The 21,346-nt window shown below is 66.3% G+C and carries 22 protein-coding genes; 12 read left to right on the top strand and 10 right to left on the bottom strand.

Translation table 11 applies throughout. The features are described from left to right. The first annotated feature begins 2 nt into the window (after window positions 1-2). From ACJH71_RS09865 to ACJH71_RS09820, 10 genes are all read left to right on the top strand, one after another. Window positions 3-1,466, top strand: a complete 1,464-nt coding sequence (locus ACJH71_RS09865; protein ID WP_406757826.1) for a FadD3 family acyl-CoA ligase — start codon at window positions 3-5, stop codon at window positions 1,464-1,466. Between the two features lie 6 nt (window positions 1,467-1,472). Further along, window positions 1,473-1,655 (top strand): bacterioferritin-associated ferredoxin, encoded by a 183-nt coding sequence (locus ACJH71_RS09860; protein ID WP_308484323.1) that lies wholly within the window; start codon window positions 1,473-1,475, stop codon window positions 1,653-1,655. 83 nt (window positions 1,656-1,738) lie between these two features. Next, window positions 1,739-2,353: a TetR family transcriptional regulator gene (locus ACJH71_RS09855; RefSeq protein WP_406757825.1), complete on the top strand. Its 615-nt coding sequence runs from the start codon at window positions 1,739-1,741 to the stop codon at window positions 2,351-2,353. Window positions 2,354-2,524: 171 nt separating this feature from the next. Continuing rightward, a complete protein-coding gene (locus tag ACJH71_RS09850; protein WP_406757927.1) occupies window positions 2,525-3,130 on the top strand; it encodes a hypothetical protein in 606 nt (201 codons plus the stop codon). A gap of 135 nt (window positions 3,131-3,265) precedes the next feature. Next, a complete protein-coding gene (locus ACJH71_RS09845; protein WP_406757824.1) occupies window positions 3,266-4,774 on the top strand; it encodes a nitric oxide reductase activation protein NorD in 1,509 nt (502 codons plus the stop codon). 22 nt (window positions 4,775-4,796) lie between these two features. Further along, on the top strand, window positions 4,797-5,591 hold the full coding sequence (locus tag ACJH71_RS09840; protein ID WP_406757823.1) for a CbbQ/NirQ/NorQ/GpvN family protein: 795 nt from the start codon (window positions 4,797-4,799) through the stop codon (window positions 5,589-5,591). A 16-nt stretch (window positions 5,592-5,607) separates the two neighbouring features. Continuing rightward, window positions 5,608-5,736 carry a hypothetical protein gene (locus tag ACJH71_RS09835; RefSeq protein WP_406757822.1) on the top strand — a complete coding sequence of 43 codons (129 nt, stop codon included), beginning with the start codon at window positions 5,608-5,610 and terminating at the stop codon, window positions 5,734-5,736. Continuing rightward, the gene (locus ACJH71_RS09830) at window positions 5,733-6,434 is read left to right on the top strand and encodes a hypothetical protein (RefSeq protein ID WP_406757821.1); all 702 of its coding nucleotides are present in this window, start codon (window positions 5,733-5,735) and stop codon (window positions 6,432-6,434) included. Before ACJH71_RS09835 ends, ACJH71_RS09830 begins: the two co-directional genes overlap by 4 nt. Before the next feature lie 15 nt (window positions 6,435-6,449). Next, a complete protein-coding gene (locus ACJH71_RS09825) occupies window positions 6,450-6,854 on the top strand; it encodes a hypothetical protein (protein WP_406757820.1) in 405 nt (134 codons plus the stop codon). Between the two features lie 14 nt (window positions 6,855-6,868). After that, entirely contained in the window at window positions 6,869-8,047 is a 1,179-nt protein-coding gene (locus tag ACJH71_RS09820) for a cytochrome P450 (protein WP_406757819.1), read from the top strand. On the opposite strand, the gene ACJH71_RS09815 is transcribed toward ACJH71_RS09820, so the two are convergent. Genes ACJH71_RS09815 through ACJH71_RS09780 form a run of 8 tightly spaced genes read right to left on the bottom strand, consistent with a single transcriptional unit; the run spans window position 8,042 to window position 17,349 of the window. Continuing rightward, the gene (locus tag ACJH71_RS09815; RefSeq protein ID WP_406757818.1) at window positions 8,042-9,523 is read right to left on the bottom strand and encodes a class I adenylate-forming enzyme family protein; all 1,482 of its coding nucleotides are present in this window, start codon (window positions 9,521-9,523) and stop codon (window positions 8,042-8,044) included. The two genes, ACJH71_RS09820 and ACJH71_RS09815, sit on opposite strands and share 6 nt — an antisense overlap. Window positions 9,524-9,530: 7 nt before the next feature. Further along, window positions 9,531-10,352, bottom strand: a complete 822-nt coding sequence (locus tag ACJH71_RS09810; RefSeq protein ID WP_406757817.1) for a mycofactocin-coupled SDR family oxidoreductase — start codon at window positions 10,350-10,352, stop codon at window positions 9,531-9,533. Then, complete coding sequence (locus ACJH71_RS09805; RefSeq protein ID WP_406757816.1) at window positions 10,349-11,923, bottom strand: class I adenylate-forming enzyme family protein; 1,575 nt, start codon at window positions 11,921-11,923, stop codon at window positions 10,349-10,351. The genes ACJH71_RS09810 and ACJH71_RS09805 overlap by 4 nt, the downstream gene beginning before the upstream one ends. Then, window positions 11,916-13,442, bottom strand: coding sequence for a class I adenylate-forming enzyme family protein (locus tag ACJH71_RS09800; protein ID WP_406757815.1), 1,527 nt, complete (start codon window positions 13,440-13,442; stop codon window positions 11,916-11,918). Before ACJH71_RS09800 ends, ACJH71_RS09805 begins: the two co-directional genes overlap by 8 nt. Further along, the gene (locus ACJH71_RS09795; protein WP_406757814.1) at window positions 13,432-14,901 is read right to left on the bottom strand and encodes a class I adenylate-forming enzyme family protein; all 1,470 of its coding nucleotides are present in this window, start codon (window positions 14,899-14,901) and stop codon (window positions 13,432-13,434) included. Before ACJH71_RS09795 ends, ACJH71_RS09800 begins: the two co-directional genes overlap by 11 nt. Further along, on the bottom strand, window positions 14,901-15,689 hold the full coding sequence (locus ACJH71_RS09790; RefSeq protein ID WP_406757813.1) for an enoyl-CoA hydratase/isomerase family protein: 789 nt from the start codon (window positions 15,687-15,689) through the stop codon (window positions 14,901-14,903). Before ACJH71_RS09790 ends, ACJH71_RS09795 begins: the two co-directional genes overlap by 1 nt. Continuing rightward, on the bottom strand, window positions 15,686-16,492 hold the full coding sequence (locus tag ACJH71_RS09785; RefSeq protein ID WP_406757812.1) for an enoyl-CoA hydratase/isomerase family protein: 807 nt from the start codon (window positions 16,490-16,492) through the stop codon (window positions 15,686-15,688). The genes ACJH71_RS09790 and ACJH71_RS09785 overlap by 4 nt, the downstream gene beginning before the upstream one ends. Window positions 16,493-16,509: 17 nt before the next feature. Further along, window positions 16,510-17,349 carry an enoyl-CoA hydratase/isomerase family protein gene (locus ACJH71_RS09780; protein ID WP_406757811.1) on the bottom strand — a complete coding sequence of 280 codons (840 nt, stop codon included), beginning with the start codon at window positions 17,347-17,349 and terminating at the stop codon, window positions 16,510-16,512. Window positions 17,350-17,417: 68 nt separating this feature from the next. On the opposite strand from ACJH71_RS09780, the gene ACJH71_RS09775 reads away from it, so the two are divergent. After that, window positions 17,418-18,110 (top strand): hypothetical protein, encoded by a 693-nt coding sequence (locus tag ACJH71_RS09775; RefSeq protein ID WP_406757810.1) that lies wholly within the window; start codon window positions 17,418-17,420, stop codon window positions 18,108-18,110. Next, window positions 18,107-18,994, top strand: coding sequence for an enoyl-CoA hydratase/isomerase family protein (locus ACJH71_RS09770; protein WP_406757809.1), 888 nt, complete (start codon window positions 18,107-18,109; stop codon window positions 18,992-18,994). The genes ACJH71_RS09775 and ACJH71_RS09770 overlap by 4 nt, the downstream gene beginning before the upstream one ends. A 32-nt stretch (window positions 18,995-19,026) precedes the next feature. Here ACJH71_RS09770 and ACJH71_RS09765 read toward each other — a convergent pair whose 3' ends face one another. Next, window positions 19,027-19,785, bottom strand: coding sequence for a nuclear transport factor 2 family protein (locus ACJH71_RS09765; RefSeq protein ID WP_406757808.1), 759 nt, complete (start codon window positions 19,783-19,785; stop codon window positions 19,027-19,029). 15 nt (window positions 19,786-19,800) lie between these two features. Beyond that, window positions 19,801-21,324, bottom strand: coding sequence for an oxygenase MpaB family protein (locus ACJH71_RS09760; protein ID WP_406757807.1), 1,524 nt, complete (start codon window positions 21,322-21,324; stop codon window positions 19,801-19,803). Window positions 21,325-21,346: the final 22 nt, after the last annotated feature.

The raw sequence follows: 21,346 nt of genomic DNA, 5'->3' as shown, positions 1-21,346 counted from the left end.
CGGTGCCCCGCTGGCAGACCATTCCCGAGATGGTCCTGAGCGCCGGCGATCGCTTCGGGGACGCCGAGGCGATCGCCGACGGTCCGGTACGGCTGAGCTTCGCCGCGCTGGCCGACCGGGTTCGTTGCGCTGCAGGAGCATTCGCCGCGGCGGGTGTCGCCAAGGGCGATCGGGTGGCGATCTGGGCACCGAACTCGGCGGATTGGATCATCGCCGCTTTCGGGCTGCTGACCGCCGGCGGCGTCTTGGTTCCGGTCAACACCCGGTTCAAACCGAGCGAGGCCGAGGACATCATCCGCCGTAGCGGCGCCAAGCTCGTCCTGGTGGAGAAGGGCTTTCTCGGACTGGATTTCAGTGCCCCGCCCGGTGTGCCGGTGGTCGACCTGAGATCGGATTTCCTGAGCAGTGGTTCGCCGCTGCAGCGCAGTGTCGGCGGGGGCGACGTCGCCGACATCATCTTCACCTCGGGCACGACGGGCCGGCCCAAAGGCGTGATGATGACCCATCAACAGAACCTGCGGCTCTATGCCGAGTGGTGCGATCTGGCCGACCTGCGCGAGGGCGACCGGTACCTGATGGTCAACCCCTACTTCCACACGTTCGGCTACAAGGCGGGCTGCATCGCCGCATGCATCCGCGGTGCCACCATGGTTCCGGTGCGGGTCTTCGAGGTCGACGCCGTCCTGGAACTCATTGAAGCCGAACGCATCACCATGCTTCCTGGCCCGCCGACGCTGTATCAGTCACTGCTGGATGCGCGCGGTACGCACGACCTGTCGTCGCTGCGTGCCGCGGTAACCGGCGCCGCGGACATCCCGGTGGACCTGATCCGGCGTATTCGCAACGAGTTGCCGTTCCGATCCATCATGACCGGTTACGGGCTCACCGAAGCCGGTACGGTGACGGCCTCGCGGCGCGGCGACTCGTTCGAGGACATCGCGACCACGGCGGGGCGGGCCTGCGAAGGCATCGAGGTGAGCATTGCCGGCGACGGCGAGGTCTTGGTGCGCGGCTACAACGTGATGGTGGGCTACCTCGATGACCCGGCGGCGACCGCCGAGGCCATCGACGCACAGGGCTGGTTGCACACCGGGGACGTCGGCACGCTGGATGCCGCCGGCCGGTTGCGGATCGTCGGTCGCAAGAAGGACATGTTCATCGTCGGCGGATTCAACGCCTATCCCGCCGAGATCGAAGGCTTCCTGCTGGAGCATCCGGGGATCTCGCAGGTTGCGGTGGTCGGCGTGCCCGATGCGCGAATGGGGCAGGTCGGCAAGGCGTTTGTGGTGAAAAGTGCCGGGGATGCGCCGCTCTCCGAGACCGACCTGATCGCTTGGAGCCGCGACCGAATGGCCGGTTTCAAGGTGCCGCGCTCGGTGTGTTTCGTCGACGCGCTGCCGTTGAATGCCACGGGCAAGGTGGACAAAGTGCAGCTGGAGGCAAAGGCCCTCGAGACCGGGGCCTGACGCGCTGTGTACGTCTGCTTGTGCGCCGGGGTGACCAGTCAGCAGGTCATCGACGCGGCCCGAGCCGGTGCCACGACCACCAAGCAGGTCGGTGAGCGCACCGGAGCCGGGACGGTGTGTGGACGCTGCCGAAACAACATCCGGGCCCTGATCTCGACCACCCTGCAGGAATCCAAAACGCTGACTTAAGTCATCTAATGTGCGCGGCCGCCGGAAGGCGATACTGTCGTGACGGCGGATGGCGCAGGGTCGGTGGACAGAGGGATCAAAGCATGGCGGTGGCGGACAAGCCGGCGAAGGTGACGGCGCGCGAAGCTCGGCGCCTGCAGACGCGCGAGCGGTTGCTGGGTGCGGCGACTGCCGAATTCAAGCGGACCGGGATGGCCCAGGCCGACGTCGGGGCCATCGTCGCCGCCGCCGGCGTCGCGCACGGCACATTCTTCTTTCACTTCCCCACCAAGGAGCACGTGCTGCTGGAGTTGGAGCGCCGGGAGGAAGAACGAATCACCAGGCAGTTCGAGAAATTTCTTAGTGAGCGCCAAGGGCTTTCGGACATCTTGGCTGAGTCCGCCCGCCTGATCATCGATCTGGAGCGACGTCTGGGCGATCCGCTGTTCACCGAATTCCTGGCGCTGCACTTCTCGCCGACCCGACCGCCTGCCGAGAACGGCGAGCATCACCCGTTGATCGTGCTGATCTCCGAGCGTATCGAAGTGGCGCGGGAGCGCGGCGAGATCGACGACGACGTCGTCGCGATGAACAGTGCGGTGTTCTTCCTGCTCGGCCTCTACGCCCTGCTCATCACCACCCATGACTGGCCATCTCGTCCGGAATTGGTCGCCGACTACGTGACCAGGACCTTGCGTGGCCTGGGTGCTGCGCACTGAACTCGCCAAAAGTCATTGACTTAAGTCAGTGATTTCCCTACCGTCGTAGGCGTTCCTCAAACGGCGAGGGGGCGGCTATTGCGTACGGCACCGCAGCAACTGCGCGACGGGCTCGGTCTCGATGAGCACCTGGAGCTGTCACGGGCCGCCCAGCGCCGGGCAGACCGATGGATGATCTGTGGCGGCATGCTGATCGGCACGGCAGCGGCGGGCATCTTCGGCCTCCCACTGTTCCTGCGCGGAATTTGGCTGCAGCGCAAGGCCCAACGCGACGGTCTGGCGGTCCGGCCCATGCTGGTGACGTTGCTGGGCTACCTGGTCATCATCGACGCCGCGATCAACGCAGTGGGCTGGGCGCTGGACATGGTGGCCGGCCACACCCTGCTGGCCCGCGTGCTGCTCAACGGCTGGGGCGCGATGTTCGACGCCGGCTATTTCTGGCACTACAACGAGTTGTGGATCGGCGGGGCGGCCGGCCCGGGCGAGAAGGGCTGGGAGATCGGGCTGATCTTCACCGTCTTCACCATGCGCATCGCGGCGGCGATCGGATTTCTGCAGATGAAGCGGTGGGGTCATCAGTGGATGGTGGTGACCTGCTGGATGGGCGTGGTGATCTGGATCGGCTACGTGTTCAACATGACCATGTATGCCGATGTGCGTTATGCCGGTGTGGTGTTCCCGGTGATCGGCTGGTGGCTCTACGACATCTTCTACATCACACCGTTTTTGGCGATCCCGTACCTGCACACCGTCAACCGCGAGATCTTCTCCGACTGACCGACGATAGGAAACTCTGATGACCTGGCTCTGGGAGATTCTCCGTTACGTCGCCGCATGGGGCGGAACGTGTTTGATCATCGCGTTCTGGTACTGGATGTTCTCCAGCATCGGAACCTTCTGACCGGGGTAGGCGTGGACCCCCTGGCGCTGGAGATCAGCTGCGCGCTGACGGCCGTCGCACTGAGCGACCGGCGTCGCGACGGCGCACGGCTGATGACCGGTGCCCAAAGAAGTTTCAGCCTCAACCCGAACCTGTCCACCGTCTATGTTCCCCATCCTGCGGAACCGGGCTGGACCAGACGGACGCTGACCTGCGGGGTGGCGCTGCAATGCTCACCCTCCAAAGAGAGAATTGCCCAGTACCGGTTGGCCGACCTGTCGCCACGTGAGCGTCAAGCCCTGACGCTCGTCGAGGCGCAGGTGGCCCTCGGTTGGGTGGCTGGGCGGTGGCCGGGACTGGTGGCCGAGCTGCAACGGGTGCTGCCGGATCTCGATCCCGCCGATCCCGAGATGCCGGCCGCCGAGATGTTCGATCGTGCGACCGCATTGGCGCGCACCCGGCAACCCCTGGCCGGGCATTCGCTGACCGGGACGCTGCCGGCCGCCTGGACCGAGCCGGGACGACTGGCTTCCTCGGTGCGCCGCCTCGGCCGCATGCCATGGTCCAGCAACCAGAAGCGCCGCCCTCGCCCGTATTCGGTACCGGTCGGTGGTGACGGAGGAGTTCGCAACACCACCATGCCGCCACCGAGCCGACCCGAAGACGACGATCGCTCTCTCGGTCGCGACCGGCGAGCCGGCATCCCCTACCCAGAGTGGAACATGCACACCGGCACCCTGCTGCCCGACCATGTCGCCGTCGTGGAATGCGACCGGCGCACGCCATCGGGCGAGCCGTCCCCGGCCGCGGTCGATCTGCGTAAGTGGTTCGAGCAACACACCGTCCGTGCCATGACCAATCGGCTCGCCGACGGATCAGACCTCGACGTGGATGCCTACGTCAGCCACCGCCTGGACGTGTTGGCCAGGGCGGCGGGGGAACCCCGGATCTTCCGGGAGCTGCTGCCGGCGGATAGGGATGTGACCGTCGCGGTGCTGCTCGACGCGAGCTCGTCACTGGGAGTGCACGGTGGCCGGCTGTTCGGCCTGGAACTGGCCTGCGCGGACGCGCTTTCGGGAGCAATGACCAGCGCGCGTCAGCGCCACGGCGTCTTCGCGTTCACCGGCAACACCCGTCACCACGTGGAAGTGCACTGCCTCAAGGACTTCGGTGACCGGAATTTCGTGGCGCCGAGTGGCCTGGGCCTGCGCACCGGTGGCTACACCCGACTGGGGGCGCCGCTGCGGCATCTGACCAGCCGGCTGCTGGCCCAGTCCGGCGAGCGGCGGCTGCTCCTCATGATCGGCGACGGACTGATGTCCGACGAAGGCTATGAAGGCCGATACGCCTGGGCCGACGTTGCGCATGCCGTCGAAGAAGCCGACCGGGCCGGTGTGTGCGTGTACTACGTCGGAGTCGGACCGGTCCGGGTGGATCCACTTCCCGAAGTGTTCGGACCGCGCCGCTCCCAACGGATTCGGCGGGTCGCGGAGCTACCGCGAGTACTGGCCCACGTGCACCGCGAACTGACCGCGGCATGACCGACGACGTGCGAGGAGTCCGATGAGCAGCGATGTTTACTTCGCCAACGGCAACGAAGTGCAGTTGTTCGAGAAGGCGCACCTGCGCCGCATCCCGGTGATGCTCACCGGTCCGACCGGCTGCGGCAAGACCCGGCTCGTTGAGCACATGGGCTTGCTGCTGGGGCGACCGGTGATCACCATCAGTTGCCACGACGACCTGACCAGCTCGGATCTGGTGGGCCGATTCCTGGTGGCCGGCGGTGACGTGGTGTGGAACGACGGGCCGCTGACTCAAGCGGTGAAGTCCGGGGCGATCTGCTACCTGGACGAAGTCGTGGAGGCACGGCATGACTCGCTGGCCGTGCTGCATTCACTGACCGATCACCGTCGCACTCTGTACCTGGACCGGGCAGGTGAAACCATCACGGCCCCAGACACCTTCATGCTGGTGTGCTCCTATAACCCGGCCTACCGCAGCTCGCTCAAAGAGCTGAAGCCGTCCTTCCGGCAACGGTTCGCCACGCTGCCCATGCACTACCTGCCGCCCGAGCGCGAGGCGCAGGTGATCGTCGCCGAGACCGGTATCGAACCGCAGATCGCCGGTCGCCTGGTGCAGTGTGCCACTGCGCTGCGCACCGCAGACCAGGCGTTGCACTTCGAACCGCCGTCGACCCGCACCTTGGTCAACGCTGCGCAGCTGGTCGGCGCCGGCGCGAGCGAGCTCGAGGCAGCCGAGGCGTGCATCCTGGCGCCGCTGACCACCGACGGCGGAATCCACGACGGCCTGCGTGAAGTGGCCGCCGGCGTGTTCACCACCCAGACCGAGCGCCCCTAGGAAAGGAAGCTGCGAAGTGGACCAGCAAGAACGCAACCGCAAGCGAGCGCTGATCGTCTTTCAGATCTTCATCTACGGCTATCTGGCCATCATGTTCGGCATCCAGCTATACATGTCGTTCGCCCGGGGCTGGTGGCTGTTATGAGCCCGACCGCGTCCGGTTCGACAACGGATTTCGCCGGGATCGAGGAGCACGAGACGCAATCGCGTGCCGCCCAACGCCGGGCCGACCGCTGGATGATCGCCGGCGCGGCGCTGATGGGAATGTGGGTGCCGGGCATCATCGGCTTGCCGATCTTCTTGCGCGGCGTGGGGCTGCAGCGCGAGGCGCAGCGTGCGGGTCTGGCAGTGCGGCCCATGATCGTCACCCTGATCGGTTACCTGGTGCTGATCGACGGCATGCTCAACAGCCTGGGTTGGTCGCTGGACCTGGTCGCCAACCACACCCTGATCAACCGGGTGCTGATGATCGGCTGGGGCCACATGTTCGACGCCGGCTATTTCTGGCACTACAACGAACTGTGGGTGGGCGGCGCCGCCGGGCCGGGCGAGAAATCCATGGTCTTCGGCATGATCCTTACGGTCTTCGCGATGCGCTGCGCCGCCGCGATCGGCTTCTTGCAGATGAAGCGTTGGGGCCACCAGTGGATGATCGTCACCTGCTGGATGGGTGTACTCATCTGGATTCTCTACGTCTTCAACATGACCATGTACGCCGACGTGCGCTATGCCGGGGTGATCTTCCCGGTGATCGGCTGGTGGCTCTACGACATCTTCTACATCACACCGTTTTTGGCGATCCCGTACCTGCACACCGTCAACCGGGAAATCTTCTCCGACTGATAAAGGAGTCCCACGATGGAAACACCTGCCGCCGAGGCACTGCCTCCGGGCACCACCCCCTACTACGCGCGGATGCACAAGTGGATCAAACGCGCCACCTTGGTGTGCCTGGTGGCGCTCGTCATCGAGGGAGCGTTCACCCTGCCGTTCATGGCGGTGTACTACGGCTACCCGACGCTGAGCCTCACCCAGATCTGCAGCGAACTGCTCAAGGTGCGCTACTCCGACGACGACCTCGAATGCAAGTATCCGTATCCGCCGCTCGGGCCCCCAGAGGGCGCCGAGGGAAGGGACACCGCCAAGGACATCTGGGGTATCCAGCCGGTCCCGCAATACGATCGGCTCGGATTTCGGGAGTTGGTGGACCGGTATCAGGCCCGCCAGGCCAAACAGCAGGCCGAACAACAGGCCGGCGGTTGAGGACTGCTGCGCCGATGACCGATGCACGCATAGCGCCGGAACTGCCGTACGTGGCCTACGCCGACCTGCCAATGTCCCGCGATCGCGGTGAAGGCTGGGCGGCGTTGCGTGATCTCGGTCCGGTGCTGGCCGGCGACGGCTGGTACTACCTGACTCGCCGCGAAGATGTTCTCGCCGCCCTACGCAATTGGGAGGTGTTCTCGTCGAGGATCCCCTACGACGACATGATCAGCCCCGTCCCGCTGGTTCCGTTGGGGTTCGATCCCCCCGAGCACACCCGCTATCGGCAGCTGCTGCATCGCTACTTCAGTCCCCAGACCCTGATCGCCCTGCTGCCCTCGCTGCAGGCGCAGGCCGCTGAGATCATCTCCGAGATCGCTCAGCGTGATCGGTGTGAGGTAATGGCGCAGCTGGCCACCCCCTATCCGTCGCAGGTATTCCTCACGCTGTTCGGGCTGCCTCTCGAGGATCGAGACCGTCTGGTCGCCTGGAAGGACGCGATCATCGCGTTGAGCCTTGCCGATGATCCCGCCAGCGTGGATCTGAGCCCCACCGTGGAACTGTACGGATATCTCGCCGAAGCGGTTGCGCAACAACGGAAGGATCCGTTTCCCGGCATTCTCTCGGAGCTCCTGCGGGGTGCGGACGCGCTGAGCGACAACGAGGCGATCGGGCTGTCTCTGGTGTTCGTGCTGGCAGGTCTGGACACCGTCACCGCAACGATAGGCGCAACGATGCTGGAATTGGCCCGCCGACCCGAGTTGCGTGCCAGGTTGCGCGACGATGCCGACGGCATCGCGGTCTTTGTCGAGGAGATGATCCGCCTCGAACCTGCGGCACCGGTCGTCGGAAGAGCGACCACTCGCCCGGTCACGGTTGCCGGCGTCGAACTTCCGGCGGGCGCCCAGGTGCGCCTCTGTCTCGGTGCGATCAATAGGGACGGGACCGACGAGCGCTCCGTGGATGATCTGGTTCTCGACGGAAAGGTCCACAAACACTGGGGATTCGGCGGCGGACCGCACCGCTGCCTGGGTTCGCACCTGGCTCGCATGGAACTCAAGCTCGTCGTCTCGGAATGGCTGTCTCGTGTTCCCGAGTTCGAGCTCGTACCTGGCTTCGTTCCGGAGATCACCTGGCCGTCTGCGACGTGCGCACTGCCCACGCTGCCGTTAAGGATCGGGCCGGCGTCATGATGATCGCGCCTCCAACAACGCAGCGACGTCGGCGGGGCGTACCTTCAGCGCGGCATTGCGCGGCAACTCATCGACGACCGCAACGGCGACGGGCACATGGTGGCTGGGCAGCGTCTCGCGCACCAAGCCGATGAGCTCATCGGCCGACGGCGGCGGAGTGCCTCCCCGCAGTTCGACCGCGGCGGCCGGCACCTGGCCGAGCCGGCTATCGGGGATGGCGACCACACAGGCGTCTCGAACAGCCGGATGCGTGAGCAGTACGGCGCGCACCGTCTCGGGCAGGATCTTGAACCCACCGCGATTGATCGCCCCGTCGCCCCTGCCGTGCAAAGTGATGAACCCGTCGGAGTCCACCGATGCGACGTCGGTGGTGCGAATCCAGTCCGGCCGTACCACCTCGATCCGGGCCTCCAGCACCCCGTGCGCACCGACAGGCACCTCGCGGCCGGTGCCTGGATCAACGATGCGCACCTGCACGCCGGGTAGCGGCTTTCCCGAGCTGGCCGGCTTGTCAGCACCGTATTGGCGGTACAGCTCCGGTGTCCAGGCGCAGACGGATCCGGCGAACTCGGTTGCGCCGTAAGCCCACAGCAGGGGAGTGCCGAAGCGGGCCTCGAACTCCTCGCGCAGCTGCGGCTCGAGCGGTCCCGAACCCCCGGGCAGGTACTCCAAGGACGCGAGGTCCTCTTTGGCTACGTCGGCGTCGAGAAGCATCCGCAGGATGGCGGGCTGCACACCGGTCCGCCTGATCCGGTGGGTCTTGACCGCATGCACCCACGCTTCGACGGTGAACTTCTCCAGCAGCACCACCCGCTTGCGCAGGTAAGGGCCGACCAGGAGTTGGCAGACCCCGATGCTGCCGAACGGCCAGTACACCAGTTCCGGCGGATCGTCGGGGAGCGGAGTCCGTCCGACCGTCATGGTCAACACGGTGTGCTGCAACGCCGATGTGTCGACCGGCACCCGTTTGGGTGGTCCGGTGGTTCCACTGCTCAGGATGTGTAATCCAGGCCGGTGCGGTGACGTCTCCTGCCGGAGATCGGCGAGCTGTGCTCGCCGGGTAAGCGTTTCGACTCCGAGCGGTCGATCGGAGAGCGCGATCACGGCAGATCCGTGATGGCCGGCCGCCGCGATCGCCGCGTCGCTCCAGTCCTGCCGGTCGGCCAGGACCGCCGGTAGCCGTAGCGCGTCGATGTCGCGCGCGATCGCCTGCGCCGATTGGTAGGAGTAGATCATCACGATCGGCCGCTCGGCGGCAATGAGCCCCAGGATGACTGCGGCGTGGGGGACCCGGTTGCGCACCACCAGTCCGACCGGTTCGCCGGGGCCGATTCCCGCCTGGCGCAGGTGATCCTCGACGGAAGCGATGTATCCGGTGATGTCGTCTCCGGAATACCACCGTCGTTCGAACTCGATACACGGTGCTGCGCCGTAGCTGTTCAAGCTCGCGGACAGTGCAGCGCTGAACCGTTCCATGGCGTGCTCAGTACTGTGTGCAGCCTTGATCCACCGGAATGGCGGCGGCGGTGACCAGATGCGAGTCGGTGCTGGCCAGCCAGCACACGGTGCCGGCGATGTCCTCCGGTTCGGCTACCCAGGTGGGCAGGAAGGGCGTGAGCATCTGCGACAGTTGAGGATTGGTCTCCATCGCCTGGCCCAGCGCGCTGACCATGTCGCCGGTGCCCATGTCGGTGTTGACCGGACCGGGGTGCACGCTGTTGACCCGAATCGCGTGTTTGCCCAGTTCGGCGGCGAACGCACGGGCCATCCCGGTGACGGCGTGCTTGCTGGCCGTGTAGTGGACCATGAACGGCTGCATCTTGATGCCGGCCGCCGAACTGATCAAGATGATCGAGCCGCCGCGCTTCCCGGCGATGATGTGTGGGGCGCCGGCCATCACGGTGTTCCAGGTGCCGGTCACGTTGATGTCCATGACATCGCGAAAGTTCTCCGGCGAGATGGCATCCCAGGCCTGCGGGGCAGCAACACCGGCGTTGGCCACGATGATGTCGAGGCGGCCGAGTTCTGCCACGCCGTCGGCGACCGCCTCACGCAAGCCGTCGTAGTCGCGGGTGTCGACGATCGAGGACACCATGCGTGCTCCGGTGTCCTGCACCAATCGGACGGTTTCGGCCAGATCCTCGGGGCTTGCCGGGTTGTACGGCACGCAGTCGGGCAGTTTCCCGGCCACGTCGACGGCGATGATGTCGGCGCCTTCACTGGCCATCCGTACCGCGTGGGCGCGTCCCTGTCCCCGCGCCGCGCCGGTGACGAATGCCACCCTGCCTGTCAGTCGGCCTGTCATATCCGTTCCCTCCGTTGTTGGTTCACGCCTGTATCGGCGTGGCATCCAGTCGTCAACATCTCCCGCACCCGCCGTTTGTCGACCTTGCCGGTTGGCCCGTACGGGATGGCATCGGTGCCGGCGACGATCAGCCATACCGCCGGCACTTTGAACGAGCTCACCAGATCGCGACACCGATCGCGCAGTCCGTCGATGGTCAAGCCGTCGCCGGCCACCACCACTCCCACCCGGTTCCGTGTTCCGTCGGGCACGTTGGTGACGACCGCAGCCTCGACCCCGGCGATGCTGCGCAGGGCCTTCTCGACTTCGCTCGGATAGACCGTGGCGCCACTGACCTTGAACATGTCATCGGATCTGCCGTGATAGAACAGGAATCCGTCGGGATCGAGCCGGCCCAGGTCGCCAGTCGGGTAGAAGCCGTCGACGGTAAAGACCGCTTCCCGCGTGCGACCGCAGATGCCGCGCAACGTGTGCGGCCCGCGCAGCTGGATCATCCCAACCGTGTCGGGGGCCACCGGAACGCCGCTGTCGGTGTCGACGATCCGAACCTCCATGCCGGCAAACGGTTTACCGCAGCTTCCCCACGCCGAACGTGGCAGGTCGGTATCAGCGGCATAGCCACAGTACGGCCCGAAGGCCTCGGTCATCCCGAACAGATTGGCGCGCGCCCCGGGCTCGGCGCGCAATCGCGGCGGCAGCAGCGCCTCCAGGCTGCCGGGCCGCAGCGCCGACAGGTCAGTGGAACCGGCGTGGCGGGCCAACGCTTCGGCCTGGTCCGGCCAGCCACGGAACAAGGTGACCCGCTCGGATTCCAGCAGGCTCAACGTGGTCTCGGGTTGCGCAATCTCCTCGGTGATCAGGGTCGCCCCGGCCAGCAGCGCCGAAAGCACCCCGCCGCCGAAACCGCCGACCCAGAAGAACGGCATCGGCAGATACAGCCGGGTGTCGGCGTCGATGCAGCGGGCGGCCAGCCCGGATGAGACCGCACCCAGAGCGCTGCCGTGTGAGTGCAGCACCCCCTTGGGTGTGCCGCTGCTGCCGGAGGTGAACATGATCAGCATCGGGTCGGCGGGATTCACGGTCGCGGTCATGGCGTCGACGATCTCGCCCGCGCCGTCGCCGGCGGAGGCCAAGCTTTGCGTGGACCAGACATGTTGCAGTGCGGGAAGGTCCCGCGGCAGTGACGAATCCGCGCGTAGATCGTCGAGGTAGCGGTGGCCCCGGAACTCCTCGACGCTGATCAGAAACCGCACCGCAGCGACCCGAAGTTGCGCGCGGAGTTCCGGCGGGGTCAGCAAGGTGCTCAGGGGAACCAATACCGCGCCGATCCGGGTCACGGCGACCGCTGTTCGGACCCAGTCGACGCAGTTGGGCATGATCAGCCCCACCCGGGTGCCCTTGCCGACACCGGCCTGCACCAGGATTGCGGCCAGTTCCCGAGACGACGCATCCAGATCCGCGTAGCTCAGGCGGTCGGTCGAGTCGATCACCATCGGTTTGTCCGGGTCGGCGGCGGCACCCGATCGCACCACGGCATCGATGGTCAGCGGGGACGGCACGAGATCAGGCATTGAGCACCTCCGCCAACCGGCGCAGGTCGACCTTCCCGCTGGCCAGCAGCGGGACCCGGGCGGCGGGGACACAGGCGATCCGGCGCGGGATCTTGTAGGCGGACAGCTCGGTGGCAAGCCGCGTGCGTAGCTGCTGCGCGTCGATCTCGGTGTTGCCGGCCACGATGATCGCGGCCACCAGCTGGCCCCGGTCCGGGTCAGGCACGGCGAACACATGCGCGACGGCGCCGTCGGTCACCTTGGCGATGGCTTGCTCCACCTCGATGGCGGACACATTGGCGCCGGCCGTCTTGATCACCCTGTCGTGTCGGCCCAGGTAGTAGTAGAAGCCGTCGGCGTCGGTGCGGACCAGATCGCCGGTATGGAACCAGCCGTCGGCGTCGAAACACTCCTCGCGGCTGCGCTTGTGGTAGCGCTGCATCAGGTAGGGGCCGCGTACCCACAGTTCGCCGGACTCGACTCGGCACTCGAAACCGGGGGCCGGCATGCCGAAGCTTCCGCGTCGGTGTTCGGGCTGGTCGGTTTCGTCGCCGCTGAGCAGTACGACGCCGCCGGTCTCGGTCAGCCCCAGCATGTTGTGCCGCAACTCGGGATCGGCCGGGCGGGTGCCTGGCGCCATGATCGGATAGAGGTTGCCGCGGCGCAGGGTGGACAGATCGCGCCCGGCGAAGCTCGGGTGCTGCGCAAGGGGGGTGATGCCGGCGACGTAACCATTGGTCATCGTGGGCTTCTCGGCTTCGAGCAGGTCCAGCGTGACAGCGGGGTCGACGGCATTGGAACACAGCAGTGTCGATCCGGCCAGCATCGTGGCCATCAGCGCGAACGCGAACCCACCGATCCAGAAGAACGGGGAGTTGCAGAACAAGATGTCCTCGGTGGTGAGCCGCCGGATTGCGTTGAGGTTGCGTTGATGCCCGATCAGGCCGGCATGAGTGTGCACCGCGCCCTTGGGCGTGCCGCTGGAGCCGGAGGTATAGATGATCGCCAGCGGGTCGCCGCCGTCGACATCGGCTTCCAGGTCCTCCAGGGTTTCGAGGGTGTCCTGGTCGTCGGGTGTTCCCCGGTGGTCGGCGTCGAACAGCACATGGCGAAGCTGCGGCGCGTAGGTGCTGAACAGCGTTGCTGCACGGACGATATCGACATCGCCGAGGACTTCGGTCAACCGTGCCCGATAGTCGTGTGATCGGTAGGACGCGGTGGCCAGCAGGATCTGCACGTCGCTGTGCACCAGTTGGTCACGCAGCTCCGGCGCCGTTGACAGGGTGGGGAATGGGACCACCACCGCGCCGATCCGGCAGGCGGCGAGCAAGCCGACCACGAACGCTGGGCCGTTGGGATACAACAGGCCGATGTGGCTGCCCTTGCCGGCTCCCAGCGCAACCAGTCGGCGGGCCAACGCCGCGGAGCGCTCCTCAGCGTCGGCGTAGCTGATCCGCTCGGTGTCGCAGATCAGCAGCGGGTGGACGCCGCGGGCCTGCGCCTGAGTGCGCAGCAGCTGCGGCAGGGTTTCAGCGGGCATGCTTACTCGACAGGTCGATCAGGTCCCGAACCGCGCTCAGGTCGGCCTTGCCCGACGGCGTCCGCGGGATGACGTCGACGATCACGATCTCGGTCGGAATCTCATAACCGGCCAGCCGGCCGCGCAGAAACTCGGTCAGCGTCACGGCGTCGGCGAAGACTCCAGAGCGCAGCTCGACCGCCGCCACCGGCGTCTGTCCCAGACGCTCGTCGGCACGGCCCACCACCGCGGCACCCTTGACCGCCGGGTGTGCCTCCAGCGCGACCCGAACATCGTCGGGCAACACCTTGAATCCGCCGCGGATGATGGCCTGATCCGCCCGGCCCAGGATCCACAGGAAGCCGTCGGCGTCGATACGGGCCACATCGGTGGTGCGCATCCAGTCCGCGGCGGGCCCCAGCTGGCCAGGCTTGACCTCGAGCAGCCCGGGCTGATCGGCGCCGAGCGGGGCGCCGTCGTCGTCGACCACACGCAGTTGCGCGCCGAGGCTGGCGCGCCCGACACTGCCGCGTTTGTCCTGCCAGAACTGTTTGTGATCGGCCAGCGTCCAGCCGGCCACGCCGCCGCCGAATTCTGTGGCGGCGTAAGAGGTCAGCACCGGGATACCGAACTTGGCGGTGAACGCGTCGGCGTCGTCGGCGGACAGCGGCGCGGTCCCGGAGGTGACCGCCCGGATCCCGGCCAGGTCCTCGCGGCCCAGATCCGAATGCAGCACCGCGCGCAGCGCGGCCGGCACCAACGAGACGGCGCGTGGCCGGCAGGTTCGTACCGCCTCGGCCCAGCGCTGCAGCTCGAATCGCTCCAGCAGCACAAACGATCGTGCCTCGGCGATGCACTGCAACACCCGGTACACGCCGCCGATGTGCACCAGCGGCGCGTTGACGATCGCGATGCCGCGGCGCAATTGGGTGGGTGCGGGGAGATGCTCGGGATCGGGGCCGATCACGCTGTGCGCCAACATGTCGTAACGCAGGTCGACGCGCTTGGGTGGCCCGGTGGTTCCGCTGGTCAGCATCCACACCGCCACGTCGGGGCGCCCGGGATCGGAGCTGGGCTCGCCTGCCGCGGTGATCTGCGGGTCGGCGGTGAGATCGGAGATCGTCACCACCGTGGTGCGCGGTGTCGCGGTGACCAGGGCGGCCAGATCATCGGCCTGCCCGACGATCACCGGGAGTTGCAGCGCGGCGATCTCGGTGCGGGTGCGGTCGTCGCCGCGGGACGGATTGATCACCACCACGCAGCCCCCGGCGAGCAACACCCCCAGCAATGCGGCCACCTGCGGGGGGCGGTTGCGCAGCAGGATCCCGACGCGTCCACCAGGCGGTGTCAGTTCCGCGATGCGCTCCGCCAGGGCTCCGAGTTGCGACCAGGAATGCCACCGGCCGTCGTACTGCAATGCCGGTTCCTCGGGCGCCAGATCGAGCACGTCGGCAATGCGCCGGCTCAGCGGATGCGCCATCAGCGGATCCGTGGCGATGCGGCGGGGCGCGGCGGTCGTGCGTCGAGTTCGGCCTTGCCCAGCGGGTTGCCCAGCCTGGTGTAGATCAGGCCCTGGTCCAGGGCGGCACGGTACGGCTTGTCCAAGGACTCCCAGATCGCTTTGACCGTGCCCTGGGTGGCCGAGGGCGGCTTGGCCGCGATGGTGGCGGCGATCTCGTGCGCTCGCGTCCAAAGCTGATCGCGCGCCACGATTTCCGTCACCAGGCCGATGCGCAACGCGGTGTCGGCGCTGAGCCGTTCATCGTTGCCCATCAGTGCGATCCGCAGGGTTTCACCCAACCCGATTCGGCGCATCAGCCCGATCGGCTCGAGTGCGCAGACCAGCCCGGCCGAGACGTGGGAGTCGAAGAACGTGGCCTCGTCCGAGCAGATCACTACGTCGGCCTCGTTGATGAAGTAGAACGCACCCGCGGTGCACATGCCTTGGACGGCGCAGATCACCGGCTTGAACATCTTCTGCCACTTGGGACTCAGCAACTCGCCGGGATCTTCATGGTTCCAGATGTTGTCGGGCTGGCCGTAGGAGGACTTGATGTCCAGTCCGGCGCTGAATGCCCGCTCACCCGCGGCACGCAGCACGACGGCGTTGACCTCAGTATCGAGTTTGACGATCCGCCATGCCGCGGCCATCTCCTCGCACATGGTGCGGTCGAACGCGTTGAGGCGGTCCGGCCGGTTCAACGTGATGGTGGCGACGCGTGCGGCGCGGTCGAAGTCGAGCAGGATCGTGGTGAACTCCGTGCTCATCGGCACTGCCATTCCGGTGCGCGCTTCTCGACGAAGGCCCGGGGGCCCTCCAGGGAATCCGCGGTGTGCAGGTTACGTTCCCGGAATGATTCGGCGAGCATCTCCGCCTCGTGCAGTGGCAGGTCCAAGCCCTTGAGGATCGCCAGCCGGGTTCCGCGTACCGCCAGCGGCGCGTTGGAGTTCAGCACGTCGGCGATCTCGTGTGCGCGGGTCAGCAATCGGTCATGCTCCACCACCTCGCTGATCATGCCGAGGTCATAGGCGCGTTGCGCGTCCATGCGCTCATGCTTGCCCATCATGGCCATCCGTAGCGCGATGGAGCGGGGTAGCACCCGGGCCAGCCGCACCACTTCACGTCCGGCGACCAGGCCGATCGAGACGTGCGGGTCGAAGAACGTCGCGCGGTCCGAGGCGATCACGATGTCACAGGTGGTAACCCAGTCCAGCCCTGCGCCGCAACAGATCCCGTTGATGGCCGCCAGCACCGGTTTGGCCATCGTCCGGAACGGGGGAGTGCCCTCCTGCGGCGCCTCCCACTGCTCGTAGGTGGACAGATAGGGCCGTTCATTGACCACCTTGCCGTCGCCGGGGATCTCCTTCACGTCGGCGCCGGTGCAGAACGCCCGCCCGTTGCCGGTGACGATGACTACCCACACCGCCTCGTCGCTCTCGGCCTCGGCGTAGGCGGACCGCAGTTCGGTGACCATGTGCGGGCTCAACGCATTGAGCGCCTCGGGACGGTTCAGCGTGATGGTGGCGGTGTGCCCCCGCACGTCGTAGTCGATGGTGTCGAACGTCGGCATTGCCGTCTCTTTCCTTCTCAGCGGCCGGTGAAGCCAGGCGGTCGCCGTTGCGCAAACGCGGCTAGGCCCTCTTTGAAATCCCCGGTACGGCAGCTGAGTTCAAGGTTGAACAGCTCCTGGGTCAGGGCTTGCGGCAGCGTTGCCTGCTGTGCGTAGTGCAGCGCCTGCTTGGTCAGGCCGATCGCGACCGTGGGCCCCTGTGTCAAGGCGGCCAGCAGCTCTTCGGTGGCCGAGTCCACATCTGCCGGCGCCACCGCCTGGTGGATCAATCCCCAATCCTGCGCGGATGCGCCACTGACCTGCTCACCCAGCAGCAACATGCGCCTGGCCCGAGCCAGTCCCACCAGCCGTGGCAGCAGCCAGGTCGATCCCGAGTCGGGGCTGAAGCCGCGCGCCACGAACGGTTCCCAGAACACCGCGTCGGTGGCGGCCACCGTGAAGTCGGCGGCCAGCGCCAGATTGCAACCCAGGCCCACCGCCCAGCCTCGGACGCTGCATACGACCGGCAACGCGATGGTCTGCAGCAGCTCGATCACCCGGTGCGCGCCGTGTGGGACGCGGCGAACCAGATCGCCGGTGCGGGGTCGTTGGCCGCCGGCATTGGTGGCCACCCAGTCGGCCCCCGCGCAGAAATCATCGCCGGCGCCCCGGATATGGAGGGCGCGCAACGTGTCGTCGCTTGCCGCCTCGGTCAGGGCCGTGACCAGTGCATCGGTCATCGACGAGCTCAGGCTATTCCGGCGTTCTGGGCGCGCCAGGGTCAGCCGGAGCAGCGTGCCGTCACGTTGCGCCGTCACTGCGCCATCGGGGGCGGAGCCGGACCCGGAATCGGGGGAGTCGGCCACGGTGCTGTCCACCTTTCAACGCTATATCGTGATAGCTACAGTAGGCTATACGATTAGCGCGATTCGGCGGAGAAAGGCCTATGGCGGACGGTTCGGGGAACTCTGTGGTTTCGGCCGGCGATGCCGCCCGTTTCGGCGAGCAGCCGCTGGGGCAGACCGTCGCGGTGGCCGGCGCCATGCGGCGCCTGACCGGGCTGCTGCTCGCCTTGGAACACCCGCATCCGCTGGTGGACGACATGCTGACGCAGTTCGCCGACTGGGAACGGCAACTGGCTGCAGTGGCCCCGGTGGAGGCCATGCCCCGATTGGAAGACGCTGACGACCCGGCGGGCCGGGTCTACCTGGGGCACGCGTTCGACGTCGGGTCGTTCAACCCCTGCTTCCCGGAGTATCGCTTCGACCACCTCGATGGCCAGACAGCCTCGGGCACAGTCACGTTCCCGCTGCCCTACGAAGGGCCTCCGGGGCTGGTGCACGGCGGCTTTCTCGGAGTGTTCTTCGACTGCGTGACGCAGCATCAGAGCTGCGCGGCCGGCTCGGCCGGGCGTACCCGCTCACTCCTGGTCAGCTACCGGCGCCCGACACCCATTCTCACCGAGCTGGACTTCGACATCGTGCGAACCGAGGTGGAGCGGGGTATCGCTTCCACGGCGCGACTTCTCTATCGCGGCGAGGTGCTGTGCACCGGCGAGGTCACCACGGCGGCGGCGCCGCCGAACAAATTGAGTGCCATTCGATTCGGCCGCAGACAGGATGAGGAGTCGCACCGATGAGCGCTGCCGAGACCACCGACGACCGTGTGCTTTTCGATGTCGACCTCGACGGGCGCATCGCCACCGTCACGCTGAACAATCCCGGGCGGCGCAATTCCTACGATGCCGCAATGCGCGACGCGGTCGCCCGCTGCCTGGACCGGGTCGCCGAGGACGACGATCTGGTCGTGGTGCTGCTGCGCGGCACCGAAGGGGTGTTCAGCACCGGAGCTGACATGAACAACGCCTACGGCTGGTACGGCGAGCGCGGGGAGGCCGCGCAGCCGGCGGCCAAGGGCCGGCCGAGCCAGCGCCGGCGGCTCACGGTGGACCGCAAATCATTTGGCTTCTATCACAACCTGATGGGCTTTCCGAAGGTCACGGTGGGTGAGATCAGTGGGTATGCGCTCGGCGGCGGTTTCGAGATGGCGCTGATGACCGACATTTCGGTGATTGCGCGTGACACCAAGATCGGTATGCCCGCGACGCGGTTTCTGGGCCCGGCGCTGGGCAGCCTGCACATGTTCTTTCATCGGCTCGGCCCCGTGCTGGCGCGGCGCCTGTTGTTGACCGGGGATATCGTCGAGGCCGCCGCGGTCGAACACCTGGGTGTGTTCACCGAGACCTGCGATCCGGCGGCGGTGACCGCGCGGGCCCGATACTGGGCGTGCAAGGCCGCGAAGATGCCCGCCGACGGGGTCGTCATCGCCAAGGAGGCGTTTCGGCTCGTCGAGCAGAGTCAGGCGTATCAGGGCGAAGAGGTGGCCAGCTACCTGTTTCACGCCTACGGCACCAACCTGCAGTTCGCGCCGGGGGAGTTCAACTTCGTCAAGACCCGGGCGCAGCACGGAACCAAGGAGGCGTTCCGGCTGCGTGACGAGCACTTTCACGTACCGGAGCCGTGAATTGCCGGTTCCTGATCAGCGCTGACGTGGCCTTAGGTGTGCGTTCGCAGGATCGGGATGCGCTGGCGTACGCGGTTGATAGTGGCCGGGATCTTGGATGCGGAGAACAAGGTGCGTAGCGCCCAGCTGTCGTCGCGGGGCAGCACGCCGCCACGCTGTAGCCCGTCCAGGATGTCGTAGAGGGTTTCTCCCTCTTCCATGAGTCCGTCGGCGTTGAAGTGGTACCGATCGACGGCCGGAGCCTGGATGAAACGGCCGTCGCCGTAGATGACGGGCGCCGTTTCATCGTAGGGATGCAGCCTCAGGCCGCCGCTCCAGTGGCCACTGCCGATGTAGCGGATCATGGTACGGACTTTGCCTTCTGGTGTGACGTCGATATAGACCTGGTCGGGCAGCGGGTCATAGCGCCAGTCCGGAATCGCTTCGAAGAACGCGAAGTTGTAGGTGACGAAGTCATCAATACCGACGATGGTTCGACCGAAGGTAGTGACGTCGGTGTAGGTGACGTCGGGAGCGTACAACTCGTTGTTGATGTCCATGTCGCGGACCAAAAAGCTCCACCAGTATTTCTTCGCCCAGGTCATAACCCAGGACAGGTCCGTGTTGAAGTGTGTGCTGTAGTGGTCCAGCTTGCGGTCGAAGTCGACGAACCACTGTTTGGTCATCGCCTGGAGTTCGGGTTCCTGGATGACCCGAATGGGAACCGCCCGGTTTGAGTGAAGAAACTCCGGGACGTGGCCCTGCAAGCGGGGCTGGGCTAGGGCTTCTTGAAATTTGGCCTCATCGAACATTGCGGTCTCCTTTGATCACGATGTCTGTGGATCACGTTGCAGGACAAAGAAACAGGGCTTGGACATGCCGGGATAATCCATCAACCCCAATACGGTGTTTTCGTCAACCAACCGGAACACGTCGACCACAGGCTTATCGCGGTAGGCCATCGCGGCCGTGGTAACTCCACGAAAAGTTGTGGTGGTCAGATCCGCTCCGTAGGTGCGCGCCCGCAGGATCGGCTTGAGTGCAGTTACCAGTCGCGGTGCCAGTCTTGGTATCCAGCGTGGCGCCGGGATCGGGTGCGAGATCAACCGCATCGGCACCGCGGACGGGTTCAACGCAAAGGGGCGTCCGGCCCTATCGCGAACCATCAGCGGATGCACCGCGTGAATTCCGTCGAAGTGTTTGCCGTACCACGACACGTTGGCCAACGCGCCGTCCAGCGGACCTCCGGTCAGCACCTCCCGCCCCGCCCAGCGACCTCGAAGTGTCGCTACCGGGCAGGATGCGAGCGAGTCGAACCATGCCAACGCTTCGGCCTCAGCCATGGCAATCGGCCCGGTGCCCGCCGGGAGAGGGCTGGGGTCGGTCATGCGAATGCCTGGAACGCTGCGGGGCTTGCTCGGGGGTGACAGTGTCCGCCGCGCCGCGGTGAGCGTGGCGGTGTCTGCAGCGCCGAGGTACCAGCGCAAGACGAGCGACCGGATTCCCGGCAAGCTCAAGAGTGCGAAGAGCGGAAGGGACGCCGCATATAGCGCGTAGAGCATCGGATCTGCGACGGCGGGCAGCCCGTTCAGGCGACGCGACGGGCGTGGTAATGCCGCGTATGCGACGGCGGCTGAGGCCATCAGCCCAATGTCGCCAGCTGTCTTCGGCACATCACGCCACCCTCTAGGGACAACCAGTGCGGCAGCAGCTTTGAACTGAGCGCTGCGGAAGCCACGACGAAGCTTGAACTTGGCGGCGATCGACCGGTAGTAGGCGTCCACCTGGGTTGCGGTCATCGGCACGTCGGCGGCGGGTACGCCCATCATGATCGCCAGCGTTGACATCTCAGCGAAGTACCGGTCGCGATCGGTCATATCCAAGCGCCGAGGGAGCCGCCCCTGGCGAAACGCGAACCGTTCGTATGCCGTCAGCGCGGCGTGGGAGATCGTGACCGCGCCGAACAACATGGTCTCCGGCGACGTCGCCGAATACGCGGGGGCAACGTCGGTGGGCTGGCCGGTCATCGGCCGGTGGTAGTGCATCAAGCGGTCGGCGCACGCGACGGCGGACTGCTTGTCCGCAAAGAGAATCGGCAAAGGAACGCTCAACGTTCGGCGGAGCCGGTCATGGAAATAGCCATCTTTACGCGCGCTACCAAGCCCCCGCTGACGTTTGCGATTGGTGGGGAACAGTGGGTCGTGATCGACAAGCACCGACTGGAAGTCGATGTGCGGTACTTCCAGCAGATTGGTGATCTGCGCGATCATCAGGGCTGTGGCCGGGGCGGTAAAGACCCGCCACGCCAACGAATCCGGCCCAAAGAAGCCCTCGGGTCCCAGCTCTGCCACCGGGTAATCCGGTAAGCCACTA

The organism is Mycobacterium sp. SMC-15, from assembly GCF_045310925.1.
In the GTDB taxonomy this organism is placed as follows: Bacteria; Actinomycetota; Actinomycetes; order Mycobacteriales; family Mycobacteriaceae; genus Mycobacterium.
This window is presented reverse-complemented; position numbering and strand designations above follow the sequence as displayed.

Bases quoted from the DNA above. Each gene is read 5' to 3' on its own strand.
- ACJH71_RS09805 (WP_406757816.1), bottom strand. From the start codon at position 11,923: ATGCCTGATCTCGTGCCGTCCCCGCTGACCATCGATGCCGTGGTGCGA.
- ACJH71_RS09815 (WP_406757818.1), bottom strand. From the start codon at position 9,523: ATGGAACGGTTCAGCGCTGCACTGTCCGCGAGCTTGAACAGCTACGGC.
- ACJH71_RS09795 (WP_406757814.1), bottom strand. From the start codon at position 14,901: ATGGCGCATCCGCTGAGCCGGCGCATTGCCGACGTGCTCGATCTGGCG.
- ACJH71_RS09810 (WP_406757817.1), bottom strand. From the start codon at position 10,352: ATGACAGGCCGACTGACAGGCAGGGTGGCATTCGTCACCGGCGCGGCG.
- ACJH71_RS09840 (WP_406757823.1), top strand. From the start codon at position 4,797: ATGAGCAGCGATGTTTACTTCGCCAACGGCAACGAAGTGCAGTTGTTC.
- ACJH71_RS09820 (WP_406757819.1), top strand. From the start codon at position 6,869: ATGACCGATGCACGCATAGCGCCGGAACTGCCGTACGTGGCCTACGCC.
- ACJH71_RS09765 (WP_406757808.1), bottom strand. From the start codon at position 19,785: ATGTTCGATGAGGCCAAATTTCAAGAAGCCCTAGCCCAGCCCCGCTTG.
- ACJH71_RS09770 (WP_406757809.1), top strand. From the start codon at position 18,107: ATGAGCGCTGCCGAGACCACCGACGACCGTGTGCTTTTCGATGTCGAC.
- ACJH71_RS09825 (WP_406757820.1), top strand. From the start codon at position 6,450: ATGGAAACACCTGCCGCCGAGGCACTGCCTCCGGGCACCACCCCCTAC.
- ACJH71_RS09830 (WP_406757821.1), top strand. From the start codon at position 5,733: ATGAGCCCGACCGCGTCCGGTTCGACAACGGATTTCGCCGGGATCGAG.
- ACJH71_RS09800 (WP_406757815.1), bottom strand. From the start codon at position 13,442: ATGCCCGCTGAAACCCTGCCGCAGCTGCTGCGCACTCAGGCGCAGGCC.
- ACJH71_RS09790 (WP_406757813.1), bottom strand. From the start codon at position 15,689: ATGAGCACGGAGTTCACCACGATCCTGCTCGACTTCGACCGCGCCGCA.
- ACJH71_RS09785 (WP_406757812.1), bottom strand. From the start codon at position 16,492: ATGCCGACGTTCGACACCATCGACTACGACGTGCGGGGGCACACCGCC.
- ACJH71_RS09775 (WP_406757810.1), top strand. From the start codon at position 17,418: ATGGCGGACGGTTCGGGGAACTCTGTGGTTTCGGCCGGCGATGCCGCC.
- ACJH71_RS09855 (WP_406757825.1), top strand. From the start codon at position 1,739: ATGGCGGTGGCGGACAAGCCGGCGAAGGTGACGGCGCGCGAAGCTCGG.
- ACJH71_RS09850 (WP_406757927.1), top strand. From the start codon at position 2,525: ATGATCTGTGGCGGCATGCTGATCGGCACGGCAGCGGCGGGCATCTTC.